The following is an 18459-nucleotide window of genomic DNA, read 5'->3' on the forward strand; positions in this document are numbered from 1 at the left end:
CCAACCCTGCACTGCCCAAGCGATTTGTGGAGGCCTGCAAAGGATTAAAGGAAGGGGAAGAATAAATGATGGAAAAATCTTTGACTAGGAAAGGTTTCAAACAATGAATGATGAATTAAGTATATATCTTTCACAGATCCGGCCACCCAGCGCTCCCTCCATGGAAATGGCCCGTAAACGGTGGGCGCAGGTGGCAAAGCCGCTTAACAGCTTAGGCGTTCTGGAAGATGATATCATAAAGATTGCAGGGATAAGAGAAACGTCAAAGGCAGATATGGAGAAACGGGCCCTGGTCATCCTTTGCGCAGACAATGGGATCGTGGAGGAAGGCGTCACCCAGACCGGCAGGGAAGTGACCGCCCTTGTGGCTGAGAACATGACAAATGGAAACAGCAGTGTCTGCATCATGGCAGACCGGGCAGAAGTGGATGTATTTCCTGTGGATATCGGGGTTGCCAGGGATTTGATTCCCGGCTCCCGTCACCCTCTCCTTTGCAGGAAAATCGCTTACGGGACAAAGAATTTCCGGAATGAGCCTGCCATGACACGGGAGGAGGCAATCCGGTCCATAGAAACCGGCATCAAACTGGTGGGGGAATTAGCGGAAAAAGGCTATCAGCTCCTCGCAACCGGAGAAATGGGCATCGGAAATACCACCACCAGCAGTGCGGTCGCTTCCCTGCTTCTTAAAAAAGCACCGGAAGTGCTGACCGGAAGAGGGGCAGGATTAAATGACGAGGGCTTAAAAAGGAAGCTTGAAGTGATAAAAGAGGCTGTGGAACAATATAGCCCGGCATGTCAGGATGTGGTGGATGTTCTTGCCTGTGTGGGAGGATTTGATCTGGCAGGGCTTACCGGCGTGTTCTTAGGCGGTGCTGTTTACCGGATCCCGGTTCTGGTGGATGGATTTATTTCCGCCGTTGCCGCTCTTTCGGCTGACCATATTTATCCTGGCTGCCGGAATTTTATGCTGGCTTCCCATGTTTCAGCGGAGCCTGCAGGCAGGATGCTTCTTGATGAACTGGGGCTTAAACCACTCATACAGGCAGGCATGTGCCTGGGAGAGGGGACCGGAGCAGTGGCGGCAATCCCCCTTCTTCTTATGGCGGCAGATGTTTATGGGTCAATGAGTTCCTTTGAAGACATTCAGATCGAGGCGTACAAGCCAATGGGAGGCGTATAATGGTCACTCTGGTGATAGGCGGAAGCGGAAGCGGAAAGTCAGAATATGCGGAAAGTCTGGTCATGAGCCTGGGACAGGGGAGGCGGATTTACATTGCCACCATGAAACCGTGGGATGAGGAATGCAGGCGCAGGATAGAACGCCACAGGCTAATGAGGGCAAAAAAGCAGTTTGAAACCGTAGAATGTTACCGCAATTTAAAGGAACTTAAGCTGGATATGGGCGGGCAGCCATCGGTGATTCTATTAGAATGCATGTCAAATCTGGTATCCAATGAGGTTTTTGGCCTGGGGGAAGAGGGAGAAGCCCCATGCTTAGAGGGAGCCTTGGCGGAAGCGGAGATCTTGGAAGGAATCGGGAAGCTAAAGGCGGAAGCCGATCATATTGTCATCGTGACAAATGAGGTTTTCTCCGATGGAGACAGCTACAGCATGGAGACTATGGCATACCGCAAGGTTCTTGGGGAAATCAACCAGAAAATAGCAGAAATTTCTGACGTTGTAACGGAGGTAGTTGCCGGAATTCCGATTATGATAAAAAAAGAGGGGACCTTCAAGAATCCAGGTAAGTAATAAGGTGAAGAGTAAGGCAAAAAGAGGCGTAAATGAAAGGGACTGGATTGTATGGCAGAATAATTTTTAAGTTGATTTTTAAATTCTTGGAGGATGTGTATGAACATAAGGCAGGCTGAAATAAAAGATCTGGAAATTGTTAAAAGTATAACAAGCTGCACAATACAAACGATATATCCGCGTTATTATCCTTCAGGTGCAGTCGGCTTTTTTCTGTCTCATCATAACGAGGACCACATATCGGCTGACATTGTTTCCCGAAGCGTATATGTGCTTGAGAACGAAGAAAATGCGATTGGAACCGTAACAATAAAGGACTTTGAAATATGCCGGTTGTTCGTACTGCCTTTTTATCACGGAAAAGGATATGGCAGGCTGTTACTGGACTTTTCCGAGCAACGGATTGCAGGCCAGTTTCATAAGATCCGGCTGGATTCCTCACTTCCTGCAAAAGAGATATACTTAAAACGCGGTTACAGAGAGATAGCTTCACACCATATAATGACTGAAAATGGAGATTATCTTTGCTATGATGTAATGGAGAAAGAGATACTATAATGATTTCCCAAAGAGGCTTTGGCAGTGGCTGAATGGAGATTCATCAGCCGGCTCTTCCATGGAACAAAATCGTTGTGCGATTGCTTGCCGCAGCATTAGCATAACGATTTTTTATTTGAGGATGAAAAACAGCTGGATGGTTTATCCGGCAGGCAAACAGAAAAGAAGCTTGAGAAAATTACAGAGTTTGTTATATAATATGGCAGGATGGAGGGATGAGATGTATAAACTACTGGTGGTGGAAGATGAAAAGTCGATTGCATATGGAATCGCAAACAGCATTGAATGGGAAAAGTGGGGATTTGTTATCAGCGGCGTTTGCGGCAATGGAATTGAAGCGCTGGAACAAATAGAAAAAGATAAGCCCCATGTGGTGCTTTCGGATATCCGGATGCCGGAAATGGATGGGATGGAGCTGATGCAGCATTTAAATCAGCATTACCCGGAAATCAAGATCATTATCTTAAGCGGATACAATGATTTTGAATATTTGCAGATGTCCATTAAAAACCGGGTCATGGAATACTTGTTAAAGCCCACGGACCTTGACGAATTTGAAGTGACCTTTCGGAAAATAAAAGAACGTCTTGACGAGGAACGAAAAAAGGAATTAGAAGAAAAAGAATTAAAGTCAGCCTATGAGGAGAGCAGGAATTTAAAGTTAAGAAGAAAATACAATGCTTTGATCAAGGGATATGGTTATCATGAAGAAGAGATGGAAGAAGAGTTCTTCCGCCAGGGAGAAAACTGGTATGGTGTGATACTGATCCATCTGGATGTGCCGAATACAGAAGATAAGAACGCCTATTATCAGGATCAGATGAAGGTGGAGAAGATATTAAACCAATGGGTTTCCCAGGAAGGGATCGCCGGAATTTATATCTGGAACTTTGAGGAGAAGATAACCGGGATCTTAAGCGCCGGAGAGGAACCCCGGGAAGAAGAACTGCATTCTTATGTAAAGAACATGGCAGAAGCGGTCTTACAGGAGAGCGGCATACCCATATATGCCGGTATCAGCAACTTTTATACGGATTTCCAGATGCTTCCCCAGTGCTATGAACAGGCCAAATGCTGTGCCAGCCAGAAAATCTACATTGAGGGAAAGAATCTTGTCATATCCTATAAGGAAATACAGGAAGCTGATTTTGATTACTACGCGGTTTCCTTTGATACGGGCCAGATTTTAAAGGAAATCATGGAGCAGGAGGAAAATAAGGCTGAGGACATTTTAAATGGGATTTTTTCAGTATTTAAGGGAAAGGTGATCCTGGATTACGATTACATTAACCGCTTAAGCCTTGAACTGCTGTTTAACCTGTCCCGGGCATTATTGCGTTATGGCGTCCGTCTGGAGAAAGTGATGAAAAAGCTGGATTGCACCTATACCGACATTTATCCCTTAAAGAGTCTCCAGGAGAAAAAGGAATTTGTATCCCGGATCCTTCGGGAGGTTTCCAGGGAAATGGCCGGCATGAAGGGAGAATGGAAGAGCCAGAGCAGCCTTGCCCAGAAGATCCGGGAGATTGTGGATGAGGAGTATGATTCCAATCAGATATCCTTAGAATATGTAGGGGCAAAGGTGCATAAGAATTCTGCCTATATCTCCAAAATATTTAAAAATGAATTTGGATGTAATTTCAGCGATTACATCATTACAAAGAGGCTGGAAAAAAGCAGGGAGCTTCTTGCGGATCCAGGGAGGAAGATCTATGAAATTTCCGAGGAAATGGGCTGGGCAGACGTATCCAACTACATTAAGCTGTTTAAGAAAAAGTATGGGATAAGTCCCAAAGAGTACCGGAACATTCTCCAGCCGGAGGGAGGAAATACAGAGAAAAACAATGAAGACGAATAAGGGTAAGGGGCAGGCAAGGAAAAGGAATATCGGTTTAAAGCGCAGGATGCTGTATGGCATTCTCCAGGTGCTGATTCCGGTTGTGGTGATAATTACCATACTGTTCTGGCATACGCGAAAGGTTATGAAACAGGAGTATATGCGGTCGACTCAGAGCCGGATCACGGATATTGCCAATAAGATTGATGCAAAGATTCAGGACATTTACAGTGTTTCCGACAATTTTGCCGCCAATGACCAGTTGAATAAATACATTGAGAAAGAATATTCTCCAACGGAGCCGATGTATAAGAAGCTTGATATTGTGAGGATTTACAGCAACATTTTCGGCGCTTATGATATGTTGAACCAGCGGGCGAGGATCAGCGCCATGTATACTTACAAGGGAGAGCTATTTAATTTTCTGGACCCCAATAACGATACGGAAGAAGTAATCAGGAAGCTGCAGGCTATGAACATCGAGGATCCTGACCTCTTAATGAAATTCCGCTGGTATCCCCTTCAGGATAATTTCCTTCTCAGTGACCAGCCGGAGGAGGCCAGGGACAGAAAGGCCGTTATGGGCATCCGAAGGATCTATTCCTGGGAAAAGGGAAGATATGAATGTGTACAGGTGTTTGCTTTAAAAGAGAGGGCTGTCTATGAACAATATAAGGAACTGGCAGAATCCATACCTGGCGATATCTATGTGATCACAGGAGACGGCAGTCTGATTTCATCAAGCGATGAAAAGGCTGTGGAGGCTGGAACCATATCCCATAAGCTGAAAGATGAGTTTCTGAAACAGACAGGCGATTTAAAAGATGGGTGGGATGCTCTGGGAAATCAAATGATCCAGGTAAAGGCCTCCGATGTAAATGACTGGAAGATCGTTATGGTGGTTCCTGTAAAAGCTGTTACAAGGGAAGTGGATGTGCTGTACTACAGGATTTTCCTGGTTATGGTGGCATGTGTGGGCTTTTGCGCCATGATGATATTGTACTTATACAAAAGCTTCATGGATCCCATTGGAAAGCTGAACATCTCTATGAAAGAGGTGTATGGCGGAAATTTAAACGCCTATGTAGATGTAAAACAGAAAAATGAAGTGGGAGATATGATCCGCTATTACAATTCCATGCTGGAACGGATCAATACCAATATCATTGAAAAACTGCAGTCTGACCGGAAGAAAAAAGAGCTGGAGCTGGAAGTGCTCATGAGCCAGATCAATCCCCATTTTCTCTATAATACCCTGGAGAACATCGTATGGATGTCCAATGATGCGGGAAGGCCGGACATTGGGCGTACGGCCGCTTCTCTTGGACGGATGTACCGCTTATCCATAAGCGGAGGGCAGGTGATCGTCCCAATGGAACATGAGATCGAGCATCTCATGGCTTATGTAAAGATTCAGAAAAACCGTTATAAGGATGAGTTTGAATTGGACCTTCGGACGGACATGCGGCAGATCCATGAACTGTTTTCCTTAAAGATCATTTTGCAGCCGGTGGTGGAAAATTCCTTCCTGTACGGAATGACAGGTCTAAAGCATCCCATGACGATCCACCTTACGGTCAAGGAAAAAGGCCAATGGGTCATGATAAAAGTTTTGGATAATGGCCGTGGAATGGACCGGGAGAAATTAAAGGAAATACGGGATCAGATCCGTTTTGGAAAAGCGGGAAAGGAGGAGGAGGATCAGAACCGGCGCAGCACCGGAATCGGGCTTCACAGCGTAGAATCCAGGATCAAGCTGTATTTTGGAGTGGACCGGGCTGTTTCCATCTATAGCAAAAAGGATGCAGGAACCCTGACCGTCATACGGATCCCCAGAATTACCGGTGAGGATATTGATGAGGATGGCAATTTAAAGGAAAAATAAATAAAACAGGTTAAAAAGCGAAAATAACCAACAAATACAAAAATCGGCCTATGTTTATCGGGAAAAAATCCGTTAGAATATAAGTAGGAGAAAGGTTATTTTCCCATAGGCCTTTCTCCCTAAAATAAAAAGCGAGAGGCAGGCCTATGAACAAGGAAATAAAACCAATATCCAAAACAAAAGAAAAGACATCAATAGCCCAGAAAAAAGAAGACAGGTATGGGTGGCTGTTTATTTCTCCCTACCTGATTTTTTTCACTGTTTTCACCGGCATTCCTTTTGTCATTGCAGTTGTAATGTCATTTTTAAACGTGAAATATATTACAAGGTTGGATAATCTTAAATTTGTAGGGTTACAGAACTTTATAAAAATATTCACTAACAAGGAGATCTTAAATTCCCTGTTAAGAACCTTTCAATACTCCCTGGTTTATGTGCCGGTCATCATGATCCTTGGGTTTGTGCTGGCATTTATGCTGAACAACGGGATCTATATGAAAAAGGCAATGCGCTCCATGGTATTTATGCCTTATGTGTCCAACATGGTGGCAGTAGCCGTCATTTTTAAGGTTTTGCTTGGGAATAACAGTCCCATGATCATTGCTTTAAGAAATATGGGATTTAACCCGCCGCTGCTTTTACAGAGCTTAAAGCTGGCTCTTCCCACAGTAGCCATGATATCCGTATGGAAAAGCGTGGGCCTTAACATGGTGGTATATCTTGGGGCTTTGCAGGAGGTGCCCTCCGAGCTTTTAGAGGCGGCGCAGATCGACGGAGCAACAAAATGGCAGAGAATCCGCAGCATTATTATACCCATGATTTCTCCTACCACCTTTTTCCTCTTAATAAGTTCCATTATTGGTTCCTTCCAGAACTTTACCTGCATACAGGCCCTTACCGAGGGAGGTCCGGGACAGGCGACCACGGTTATGGCCGTAAATATTGTCCGTACTGCATTTACGAAATATGAGACAAGTCTGGCAAGTGCAATGGCTTTTGTCATGTTTGTGATTGTTATGATCGTAACTCTTATCCAGTGGCGCGGGCAGAAAAAATGGGTGAATTATTAAGGGAGGATATTCAATGAAAAGCAAAAAGAAAAGTTTAAAGATAGCACTTACAGTATTTATCCTGTTGATCGGGCTGGCGTCAAATTTCCCGTTTCTGTTCATGATCTCCTCTTCCTTTAAGGTCAGCGGAGAGGTCATGAAGTTTCCATGGCATTTGATTCCGGATAACCCTACCATGATGAACTTTAAAGCATTGTTTACAAACGGCATTTATAACTTTCAGAAATGGTATTTTAATACGGTGGTCATGACGGCTCTTACCATTGCGATCAAGATATTTTTTGTCAGCTTTACGGCATATGGATTTGCAAGAATTAAATTCAGGGGAAAAGACGTAATCTTTCTCATACTCCTGTCAGCCATGATGATCCCCAGCGACATTATGATCATTCCAAGATACATGATCTTTAAAAATCTGCATATTCTGGATTCCATGTGGGCGCTGATCCTGCCAAGCTGTGTGGATGTGTATTTTGTATTCCTGCTGCGCCAGTCCTTTATTTCGATTCCGGACTCCATCAGTGAAGCGGCAAAGATCGACGGCTGCAGCCATTTGCGGATTTACTGGAAAATCATTTTCCCGTTGGCAAAACCGGCCATTGCGACCATGGCGCTGTTTTCCTTTACCTGGTCCTGGAATGACTATATGGGGCCGTATCTGTACATATCAACCATGGATAAGCAGATGCTGTCCGTTGGAGTGAAGCTGTTTTCCTCCGGACTGATCCAGGATTACGGATCTCAGATGGCAGCAGCAACGGTGGTTCTTTTGCCGATTTTGGTTGCGTTCCTGTTCTGCCAGAAATTTTTCATCGAAGGTGTTGCTTCCTCCGGTGTAAAGGGATAATATGGATATTCAGGATGTATAAAAAATGATCTGAAAATGAAAAGAGGATAAAAAGAAAGGGGATATAAGATGGAAAAAAGACTTACCGGAAGAGTCACTGTTCCCACGGATGTGGATATGATTCAGGAGACAAAGGAGATTGCGAAACGATGGGGAGCCGACGCTCTGCGGGATTGTGACGGGACGAATATGCCGGATGAGCTTAAGAAAATGCCCGTTAAGATCTACTCTACCTATTATACCACCAGAAAAGACAACGAATGGGCAAATGAAAACCCGGACGAGGTCCAGCAGGTATATTTGATGACGGAGTTTTACACGGCAATGGAAGAGGGAGAGCTTCGCATCCCGATTATGAAGCATCTGTATCAAGATCAGTTAAAGCCCAACACCCTTCACGACATCAAACGCTGGTGGGAGGTAGTGGACCGTACAACAGGAGAACCCTTAGCTGCAAGTGCATGGGGATATGATGAAGATATCCAGGAAGTCATGATCTTTAGTCCGGAGAGATATCACGATTATACGGTAAGTTTCCTGGCGTTTATCATCTGGGATCCTGTTCATATGTATAATTTTATTACCAACGACTGGCAGGATGTGGAGCATCAGATCACTTTTGACGTGCGTCAGCCAAAGACCCAGGGCCATGTAATTGAAAAATTAAAACTCTGGATGGAGGAAAATCCGGACAGCAATGTCGTGCGTTTTACAACATTTTTCCATCAGTTCACTCTTGTATTTAATGAATATGCAAAAGAAAAATTCGTTGACTGGTTTGGTTACAGCGCCAGTGTCAGCCCTTATATTTTAGAGCAGTTTGAACAAGAGGCGGGCTATCCCTTCCGTCCGGAATATATCATTGACCAGGGCTATCATAACAATACCAACCGGGTGCCCTCTAAGGAGTTCCGTGATTTCCAGGAGTTCCAGCAGAGAGAGGTATCAAAGCTCATGAAGGTTCTTGTGGATATCTGCCACGATTGCGGCAAGGAAGCCATGATGTTCTTAGGGGATCACTGGATCGGTACGGAACCATTTGGAGAGTACTTTAAAAACGTAGGACTGGATGCGGTCGTGGGAAGCGTGGGCAACGGCACCACCCTTCGCCTGATTTCCGATATTCCTGGAGTAACATATACAGAAGGCCGCTTTTTACCTTATTTCTTCCCGGATGTATTCTGTGAAGGCGGCGATCCGATCAAGGAGGCAAAGGTAAACTGGGTAACAGCAAGGCGGGCCATCTTAAGGAAACCGGTGGACCGGATCGGATATGGCGGATACTTAAAGCTGGCATTGGAATTTCCTGATTTTATCCAGTATATTGAAGAGGTCTGCGATGAATTCCGCCTGCTTTATGAAAATGTGGGGGGACAAAGCCCGTACAGCCACTTTAAGGTGGGAGTGCTGAATTCCTGGGGAAAGATCCGTTCCTGGGGAACTCATATGGTAGCCCATGCCATTGATTATAAACAGACCTATTCCTATGCCGGAGTGCTGGAAGCCTTAAGCGGAATGCCGTTTGATGTGGAATTCTTAAGCTTTGAGGATGTGATCGCAGATCCGGATGTATTAAAGAAATGCAAGGTTGTCATCAATGTTGGCGATGCCTATACGGCTCCCAGCGGCGGAACCTATTGGACCGATCCTAAAGTCACCAGCGCTGTAAAGGCCTTTGTAGCCCAGGGCGGCGGATTGGTCGGAGTGGGAGAGCCGTCTGCCTGTGAATACCAGGGCCGGTATTTTACCCTGGCTAATGTGCTGGGCGTAAATAAAGAAGTGGGCTTTTCTATGTCAACGGATAAATACAACTGGGAAGAACACAGCCATTTTATTACAGAGGATTCCTCCGAAACCATTGATTTCGGGGAGGGGATGAAGAATATCTATGCTCTTTCCGATGCAGAGATCTTAAAAAAGGACGGGGAAGATGTCCAGATGGCTGTCAACCGGTTCGGAGACGGAAGAAGCGTATATATCAGCGGAATCCCCTATTCCTTTGAGAATTCCAGAATGCTTTACCGGGCGATCTTCTGGGCCGCAGGCATGGAGCAGGAGATGAAGAAATGGTATAGCAGCAACTATCATGTGGAAGTCAATTATTATCCGGCGACCGGCAAATATTGTATCGTGAACAATACGTATGAGCCTCAGGAAACCGTGATTTATGACGGAAATGGCCAGGCTTGTTCCATGCAGTTAAAGGCAAATGATATCTTGTGGTTTTCATTTTAACCTTATCAAGCGGCGAAGCTGATTGGGAGAAAGGGCCCGTTATCATTATGCAGACAAAGGAAACACTTGAAACGTATGAGGCGATCACCATAGAGGAAGCGCATATTGCGCTGGATCAGGTGGCTGCCCGCATTAGAAATAACATTTCAATATTTTATGACAGTTTCCCGGGGGCAGGCAGTGTAAACCAGATATATCCTGCTACAGAAAACAATGACTGGACCAATGGATTTTGGACCGGTCAGCTGTGGCTTGCATATGAACAGACAAAGGAGGCGGCTTTTAAGGAAGCCGCCCTTTATCAAGTCCCTGGTTTCCGGGAACGGCTGATCAAAAGAATTGTAGTAGACCATCATGATATGGGATTTTTGTATACTCCCTCCTGTGTAGCTGCTTATAAACTTACCGGTGACAAGCTGGCAAGGGAAACTGCTCTGATGGCAGCAGATAACCTGATAGGGCGGTTTCAGGATAAGGGAGAGTTCTTTCAGGCCTGGGGGAAGCTTGGTGATCCGAAGGAATACCGGTTAATTATTGATTGTCTATTAAATATGCCGCTGTTATTTTGGGCATCAGAGGAAACGAAGGATTCAAAATACCGTGAAACTGCACTTCGCCATATTCGGACCAGCATGAATTATGTAGTCCGGGAAGACTCTTCTACATACCATACCTATTATTTTGACCCGGAGACAGGAAATCCGGTCCGCGGAGTAACGGCACAAGGGTATAGAGACGGTTCCATATGGGCCAGAGGCCAGGCGTGGGGAATATATGGTTCGGCAATCGCTTATAAATATTGTCCGGATCCAATGTATATAGAAAGCTTTCGAAAGATTACAGCATGTTTTATGGAGCATTTACCAAAGGATCTGGTTCCTTATTGGGATTTTGATTTTACCGATGGCAGTGGGGAGCCGAGAGATTCTTCTTCCGCAGCAATAGCAGCCTGCGGTATGCTTGAGATGGCAGAATATCTGGAACCAGAGGAAGCAAAGGACTTATTGCAGCAGGCAAAACGTTTGATAAAGGCACTGACCAGGCACTGTTTATCCCATCCCGGCGAAAATACCAACGGAATATTGCTTCATTCCACCTATGCCAAAAGTTCTCCCTATAACACGGTAACGGATAGCGGAGTTGATGAATGCACCCTATGGGGGGATTACTTTTATACAGAAGCACTTGTACGGATCATAGGACCGTGGAAGGCTTACTGGTAGAAAAGAGAGTAAAAATGAGATTAGATGAAAGACTTATAAGCATTGTACCGTCTGACAGGCAGGTCATGCTGCAGAAAACAGAATTTTATGCATTCTTTCATTTTACGGTAAATACGTTTACCGGAACAGAATGGGGATATGGAACCGAATCACCAGAAATTTTTAATCCGGATCAAATGGATGCAGATCAATGGATTCAAGGGATTAAAGCGGCAGGTATGAAAGGTGCGATCCTTACCTGTAAGCACCATGACGGTTTTTGCTTATGGCCAAGTAAATACACCGATCATTCTGTGAAGTACAGTCCTTATGGGAATGGAAAAGGAGATATTGTTAAAGAAGTATCGGATGCTTGTAAAAAAGCCGGTCTGAAATTTGGTATTTACCTTTCTCCATGGGATCGGAATCAGAAAACCTATGGACAGGGAAAGGCATATGATGATTATTTCGCAGCACAGCTTACAGAACTGCTTACCGGATATGGAGATATTTTTAGCGTATGGTTTGACGGTGCCTGCGGAGAAGGTTCGAATGGTAAAAAACAGGTCTATGACTGGCAGCGTTATTACGATACCGTAAGAAACTATATGCCGGACGCCTGCATTTCCGTAAGCGGGCCTGATGTCCGCTGGTGCGGCAATGAGGCAGGTGATACCCGCCCCAGTGAATGGAGTGTTGTACCGGCAGATTTATCTGTAGCAGAGCGGATAGCAGCGTTAAGCCAGCATACGGATGATCCGTCTTTCCGGCAAAGAGTCATTAGCAGCATGGAAGAGGATCTAGGAAGCAGGGAACGTTTAGCAGAAGAGCAGCACTTGATCTGGTATCCGGCAGAAGTGGATGTATCCATACGGCCAGGCTGGTTTTATCATCCGGAAGAGGATGATAAAGTCCGGTCTCTGGAAAACTTAATTGATATTTATGAAAAATCCGTAGGGGGAAATACAACACTTCTTTTAAATATTCCGCCGATGCCAAACGGACTGCTTCATGAGGCAGATGTAAAAAGGCTGCAGGAGCTGGGCAGGGAAATACATAAAAGATATGGGAATAACCTGACAGAAGGAGCCGAAATTCTGGTCAAAGAAGGAAATGAATGGAAGGCAGTGAAAAGCGTATATAAGGATGATTATGAAACCTGCTGCCATGGAAACGGTCCAAAAGCAGAATTTAAGATTTCCTGGAATACGCCCCAAAAGATTTCAGCCGTTATTTTAAAAGAGAATATATTGAAAAGCCAGAGAATTGAAGCTTTTGAGATCTTATGTATGAGGAACGGAAGTCCTGTCAGCTTATATAAGGGAACTACCGTCGGTTATAAAAAAATTGCCCGCTTTCCTCAGATAGAATCGGATATACTGATTATACAAATTTCAGATTCAAGGATTGAACCCGTCCTTTCGTTTGTTGGTATATATGAATAAAAAAATCGGTTTTCTTTTGAAAATACCGATAGAATGATAAAAATAGCATATAAAGTTAAAATACAACCTATATAAACCAGATAAAATGTTAGCTATAATAGGGGTATAAACAAAAGGAGGGTAACAGATATGAAATTAAGAAGTGCATTAAGACGAAGCGTTGCTTTCGGCCTGGCTGCAACCATGGTTTTAGGTACTGCCGGCTGTGGAAAATCCGATAATACCAAGGCCGGTGCGGACAGCAATACAGCAGCGGATACCGCTCAAAAAGCTGACAGCGACAAACCATACGATGGTGTTACAGTAAAATGGGCACTGACAGATAACGCTGCAACTGGCGCTGAAACAAAAGAAATGGTAGACTTAATCAAAGAAAAAACAGGTATTAATGTAGAGTTTTTCATTACACCTACTTCAAAAGCCGGTGAAATGGACAAGGTGCTTGTAAGCTTAATGGCTGGCGAAGAAATGGACATTGTAAACAGAACTCCGCTTCAATTAGAAGAATTCTACAAAGCTGCTGTTTTAGAGCCAATGGATGAGTTTGCAAAAGCAGATAATTATGATATGGAGACCGTATATGGTGGTCAGACTGTAAAATTTGAAGATCAGACATATGCAATTCCAGCAGAAAAAGATATCTGGCTGACTTATTATAACAAGAAGATTTTTGATGATGCAAACATTCCATATCCTACTGCAGAAGGCTGGACATGGGAAAAATATGTGGAGACCGCTCAAAAGCTTAACGATCCTGATAACAAAGTCTGGGGCTCCTTTATGAGCGATGATGTTGCATGCAACTATTTGCAGGCAAATCAGAAGGGCGTATCCCCTTATAAAGCAGATGGAACTGCCAACTTCGATGATCCGGCATATGCGGATGCCATGAAGTGGTTCTATAGCCTGGGCAATGAATTAAAGATCCAGCCTAATTGCCTGGATCTGGCTTCCGGTACATATCCATATAACTCCTTTATGGTAAATGGAAACATCGGTATGTACGTATACGGCGGCTGGGTAGCAAGCGCCTTATCTGATAAGGAAAAATACCCAAGAGACTGGGAACTGGGAATTCTTCCGATGCCTTATCCGGAAGGCTCCGAGCCATCTTCCCTGACAATTACAAACTGCTATGCTATCCCTAAGACCTCTAAGAACAAAGCTGCAGCATTTGAAGCAATCAAAACAATTTGCGAAAATAAATATACGTTAGGTTATGGACGTGTTCCTGCTAAAATTTTAACAGAGGACGAAGCAAAAACCTATATTGAAAGCAGCCTGCTTCCTAAATATAAGGATGATAATTTAACCGTAGAGGACTTTATGGCAGGCTGGTTTGACAACAGCAGACTGTATTTAAATGAAAAGATCATGGGTACAGCTGATACGACCATCGGACAGATCTACACCGAGGAAGGTCAGTTATACGGACAGGGACAAAAATCACTGGAAGATACCATGAAATCCATTCAGGAAAGAGCGAATGAAGCGATAAAAGAAGCAGAGTAATAATAAGAAAGTGCTGCCATATAGTTTGGCAGTGCTTTCTTTCCAATGAAGAAAGAACCGGCAGGAAAGGGAAGAGCAATGGATGAACGGATTTATCTTCTCCCCAGGGAGGGGAATTTTTATAAAGCGAATATGCACTGCCATACAACAGTTTCCGATGGAAAGCTGACACCGGAACAGGTGAAAGAGGAGTATCGGAAAAGGGGATACCAGATCGTAGCCTATACGGATCACGGGAAATATTGCCCTCACCCGGAATTGAACTCAAAGGATTTTCTGGCCCTGGCAGGCTTTGAGGCAGACATAAAGCAAGATCCCATGGACGGAGTGCAGGCGGAAGAAAGAACGTTTCATATTAATTTCTATGACGGCAGCCCGGATGAGATGCAGGAAGAGAAGGCAGAAGCCTGTGAACCGGAAAACTGGAAGGCTGGCGGTTCCGGCATCAATGCTTACATAAAGAAGATGAATCAGCTGGGCTTTCTGGCATGTGACTGCCACCCATACCGTTCCATGCAGAATTATGATGATTATACAGAACTTGAAGGACTTTTTGCCATGGAAATATACCATTACCGCAGCGACCTTGAGGGGCTGAATGGCTATAATCCTCAGGCCTACGATGAGATGCTGCGCCGTCATAAGGAAATTTATTGCCTGGCATCAGACGGCAACCAGAATGAATATCCCATGGGACATCCGTGCTGCGATTCTTTCGGGGGCTTTATAAAGATCAGGGCAAGGGAGCTTACCTATCCGGCGGTGATGCAGGCCTTAAAAAGAGGTGATTTCTATAGCTCCATGGGTCCTGAGATACATTCCCTATACATCGAAGGCAAGGACCTGGTTGTAAAGACCAGCCCTGTAGAGAAGATTTATATGAAAATGGAAGGCAGGAACTGCCGCATGAAAGTTGCACCTAAAGGGGAATCATTGGAGGAAGCAAGGTTTCCTTTAACGGGTAGGGAAGGCTACATCCGCGTAGTCTGCCGCAGTGAAAACGGGCTGTATGCAAATTCCAATGCATATTTTCTGAAGGATCTGCCTTTAAAATCTATCACAGAGCAGGAGACATAAGGTTGGACACAATGATACAACAGAAAAAGATCGGGTCAGAAAAAATGCAGTCCATGCTGTTCTGGTTGTGCTGGGCAGTCTATTTTTCTACCTATCTTGGGAGGCTGAATTATTCGGCCAGCTTAACGGAAATTATCAGGGCAGAAGGTTTTGAAAAGGGAGCGGCAGGGTTTATAGGAACCGCATTCTTTTTTTCCTATGGCGTCGGACAGCTTTTCAGCGGAATACTGGGAGATAAGAAAAAACCTTATAAGATGATCTTTGCAGGGGTCCTGGGTTCAGGAATCTGCAATGGGGTGATGGGACTATCAGGATCCGTCTGGCAGATGGCGGTGGTATGGTGTGTCAATGGTTTGTTCCAGTCGCTGATCTGGTCCCCGATCATCAAACTGTTTTCCGACTGGATTCCTACAGGCAGCCAGAAAAGGTTCTGCGTAAACATTAACAGCAGCGTTCCCATTGGTACGTTTGCAGCATATGGGCTGACTGCACTCATTGTATGGAAATTCCATTGGAGAACGGTTTTTTTCTTTTCTTCCCTGTGTCTGGCAGCCATCAGCCTGATCTGGTTCCTGGGCAGCCGCAAGATAAGAAAGGATTTGGAAGAAAACGGGATTTTAGAAGACCAGGTCCTTGTTTCACAGGATAAAAAACAGGCAGACGCTTCCATGTGGGAATTAGTTCTGGTTTCCGGAATGATTTTCTTTTGCTTTGGACTGATGTTCCAGGGAGTTTTAAAGGATGGAGTGACCACCTGGATTCCTACCTATATCCGCGAAGAATATCATATGGAATCCGTATTTTCCATTATCAGCACCACGGTCATACCGATTTTTAACTTAAGCGGTGTATATCTGGCATCCATTGCAAACAGGAAAATTTTCAAAAGTGAGACTGCCACATCCGCTTCATTTTTTGTCTTATGCGCGGGTGCGCTGATTCTGTTACGGCTTTATCATGGAGGATCTGTGGTAACAGTGCTGATCTTATTTGGTCTTGCAACCACGGCGATGATGGCGGTGAATACCATGCTGGTCAGCATGGTGCCTATCTATTTCGCTCCTTACGGAAAATCTTCCACCGCTTCCGGGATCCTCAATTCCTCCGCATATGCGGGAGGAGCGGTCTCCGCCTATGGAATCGGAGTATTGTCTGAACGGGTGGGCTGGGATGCCACCATTTTTATCTGGTTCATCATCGCCCTTTTGGGAGCAGTGGCCTGCACGGCAGGAAAAGCCCGGTGGAAGCGATTTTTGCAAAACGGTATATAAGGGATGGGAGGAAAACAGATTGAATAGCAGAACTTATTTATTACCAGAGGCCGGAAGGTTTTATAAAGCGAACCTTCACAGCCATACAGTCATATCAGATGGAAAATTGACGCCGGAAGAGGCAAAGGAACATTATAAGAAACATGGGTATCAGATTATGGCGTTTACGGATCACAGGATCTATCGGAACCATGAAGAATTAAATGATAAGGAATTCCTGGCACTTGCCGCCGTAGAAGTGGATATCAATGAGGTAAGCCCGGACAGACTGCGTCCGGAGGACAAGACGTATCACATTAATCTGTACGATACCGCCCCCGGATATGAACGGGCCAGAAAGGAGCAGGGGATATGTCCGGAATGCAGGTTCGGGGACTTTGATTACATGAACAGATATTTAGAGGAGATGAAGGAACTGGGATTTCTTGCCTGCTATAACCATCCTTACTGGTCCCTCCAGAACTATGACGATTACAAAGGCTTAAACGGGCTCTTTGCCATGGAAATCTACAATTACGGATGCGAGCTTGACGGACTGTATGGTTATAATCCCCAGTCTTATGATGAGATGCTTCGTTTGGGAAAACGGCTGTGGTGCCTGGCAACGGACGATAATCACAACGGTCATCCGTTTGATGATCCCCTGTGCGATTCTTTCGGAGGCTTCAACATGATAAAGGCAGAGGATTTAAGCTATGCTGCTGTTATCAATGCGCTGGTGAAAGGTCATTTCTACAGCTCCATGGGACCGGAGATAAAAGAGATCTATGTGGAGGGCAGGGAGCTTGTGGTGAAAACAGGACCGGTTCAGGCCATCTGCGGGATCACGGATAGTGCCAGATTCTGCCAAAGAGCGGCTGTGCAGGGAGAACCCCTCACAGAAGCAAGGTTTCTCCTTGAAGGAAATGAAACCTATATCCGGGTGGAATGCAAGGATGAAAAGGGGCTTTTTGCTAACAGCAATGCTTACTTTCTTTCTGATCTGGAGTAATCCGGGTACTTTATCGGCAGCCCGAATGATCATGCACCCGTTGTCATAGTTAATCGGATACTTGCAATCCGCTTCGCTACCTGCTCACAGCATGTTAAAAAGTTCTTTTCTGATACTTATCGGAAAGGAACTTTTTTTATTTGAGTTACAGGCTATATTATAAAGAATTTGTCAGTATTAATCAGACTTTTTCCAGCGAGGTATGGATAGCAGTCAAAAAGATAAAAATATATGCTTAGCTAACTATTGATTTTCTGATTCATCTATGTTATATTATTAACAAGTAAAAGTTACTATTCAATACATATTAAAAAAGGAGATGGTATTATGTTGACTACATTTAAAGCAACAGCGAAAGCATTGCCTGAGGGGTTACAGGTTGAAACAAATTCAAGAGGTTTTAAAATCCTTTTTGACGAACCCGAAGAACTGGGCGGCACAGATACTGCTATGAACCCTGTGGAGGCCTTGCTATGTGCACTGGGCGCATGCCAGTCCATCGTAGTGAAAGCATTTGCAGCAGCTCACGATATTACTTTTGAGGAATTCCATGTTGAGCTGGAAGGGGATCTTGATCCAGACGGATTTATGGGACTGGCAGATGTAAGAAATGGTTTTCAGGAGATTCGTTTTGTCATGCATTTTAAAACAAACGAACCAAAAGAAAAAATAGAAGAGTTTGCAAAGTTTATCGAGAATACCTGCCCTGTAGGTGATTGTTTATCTAACGGTGTAAAATTAGTTTTATCCGGTGTGGCAATTGATTAAATAGTA

At 44.6% G+C, this 18459-nt stretch carries 15 protein-coding genes; all 15 read left to right on the forward strand.

Annotation, left to right across the window (positions count from 1 at the left end):
* Nucleotides 1-103 precede the first annotated feature (103 nt).
* The 15 genes from cobT (at nt 104) to RT269_RS02140 (ending at nt 18453) form a co-directional block, all read left to right on the forward strand.
* The gene (gene cobT / locus RT269_RS02070) at nt 104-1183 is read left to right on the forward strand and encodes a nicotinate-nucleotide--dimethylbenzimidazole phosphoribosyltransferase (RefSeq protein ID WP_313180342.1); all 1080 of its coding nucleotides are present in this window, start codon (nt 104-106) and stop codon (nt 1181-1183) included.
* Nucleotides 1183-1755 carry a bifunctional adenosylcobinamide kinase/adenosylcobinamide-phosphate guanylyltransferase gene (locus tag RT269_RS02075; RefSeq protein ID WP_313180343.1) on the forward strand — a complete coding sequence of 191 codons (573 nt, stop codon included), beginning with the start codon at nt 1183-1185 and terminating at the stop codon, nt 1753-1755. The genes cobT and RT269_RS02075 overlap by 1 nt, the downstream gene beginning before the upstream one ends.
* Nucleotides 1756-1854: 99 nt before the next feature.
* Entirely contained in the window at nt 1855-2313 is a 459-nt protein-coding gene (locus tag RT269_RS02080) for a GNAT family N-acetyltransferase (RefSeq protein WP_313180344.1), read from the forward strand.
* A gap of 220 nt (nt 2314-2533) precedes the next feature.
* Complete coding sequence (locus tag RT269_RS02085) at nt 2534-4171, forward strand: response regulator (RefSeq protein WP_313180345.1); 1638 nt, start codon at nt 2534-2536, stop codon at nt 4169-4171.
* A complete protein-coding gene (locus tag RT269_RS02090; RefSeq protein ID WP_313180346.1) occupies nt 4158-6035 on the forward strand; it encodes a sensor histidine kinase in 1878 nt (625 codons plus the stop codon). The genes RT269_RS02085 and RT269_RS02090 overlap by 14 nt, the downstream gene beginning before the upstream one ends.
* A 146-nt stretch (nt 6036-6181) precedes the next feature.
* Nucleotides 6182-7105, forward strand: a complete 924-nt coding sequence (locus RT269_RS02095; RefSeq protein ID WP_313180347.1) for a carbohydrate ABC transporter permease — start codon at nt 6182-6184, stop codon at nt 7103-7105.
* Between the two features lie 13 nt (nt 7106-7118).
* Complete coding sequence (locus tag RT269_RS02100; protein WP_313180348.1) at nt 7119-7952, forward strand: carbohydrate ABC transporter permease; 834 nt, start codon at nt 7119-7121, stop codon at nt 7950-7952.
* Nucleotides 7953-8021: 69 nt separating this feature from the next.
* Nucleotides 8022-10187: a 1,3-beta-galactosyl-N-acetylhexosamine phosphorylase gene (gene gnpA, locus RT269_RS02105; protein WP_313180349.1), complete on the forward strand. Its 2166-nt coding sequence runs from the start codon at nt 8022-8024 to the stop codon at nt 10185-10187.
* 47 nt (nt 10188-10234) lie between these two features.
* Nucleotides 10235-11410 carry a glycoside hydrolase family 88 protein gene (locus tag RT269_RS02110; RefSeq protein WP_313180455.1) on the forward strand — a complete coding sequence of 392 codons (1176 nt, stop codon included), beginning with the start codon at nt 10235-10237 and terminating at the stop codon, nt 11408-11410.
* Nucleotides 11411-11424: 14 nt separating this feature from the next.
* Nucleotides 11425-12834 (forward strand): alpha-L-fucosidase, encoded by a 1410-nt coding sequence (locus RT269_RS02115; RefSeq protein WP_313180350.1) that lies wholly within the window; start codon nt 11425-11427, stop codon nt 12832-12834.
* Nucleotides 12835-12963: 129 nt separating this feature from the next.
* Complete coding sequence (locus tag RT269_RS02120) at nt 12964-14346, forward strand: ABC transporter substrate-binding protein (protein ID WP_313180351.1); 1383 nt, start codon at nt 12964-12966, stop codon at nt 14344-14346.
* 45 nt (nt 14347-14391) lie between these two features.
* Nucleotides 14392-15423 (forward strand): PHP domain-containing protein, encoded by a 1032-nt coding sequence (locus RT269_RS02125; protein ID WP_313180352.1) that lies wholly within the window; start codon nt 14392-14394, stop codon nt 15421-15423.
* 11 nt (nt 15424-15434) lie between these two features.
* Nucleotides 15435-16694: an MFS transporter gene (locus tag RT269_RS02130; protein ID WP_313180456.1), complete on the forward strand. Its 1260-nt coding sequence runs from the start codon at nt 15435-15437 to the stop codon at nt 16692-16694.
* Between the two features lie 19 nt (nt 16695-16713).
* Complete coding sequence (locus RT269_RS02135; RefSeq protein WP_313180353.1) at nt 16714-17685, forward strand: PHP domain-containing protein; 972 nt, start codon at nt 16714-16716, stop codon at nt 17683-17685.
* A gap of 327 nt (nt 17686-18012) precedes the next feature.
* Nucleotides 18013-18453, forward strand: a complete 441-nt coding sequence (locus RT269_RS02140; RefSeq protein WP_312447313.1) for an OsmC family protein — start codon at nt 18013-18015, stop codon at nt 18451-18453.
* Nucleotides 18454-18459: the final 6 nt, after the last annotated feature.

The sequence above is a fragment of the Lacrimispora sp. genome (genome assembly GCF_032078915.1).
In the GTDB taxonomy this organism is placed as follows: Bacteria; Bacillota; Clostridia; order Lachnospirales; family Lachnospiraceae; genus Lacrimispora.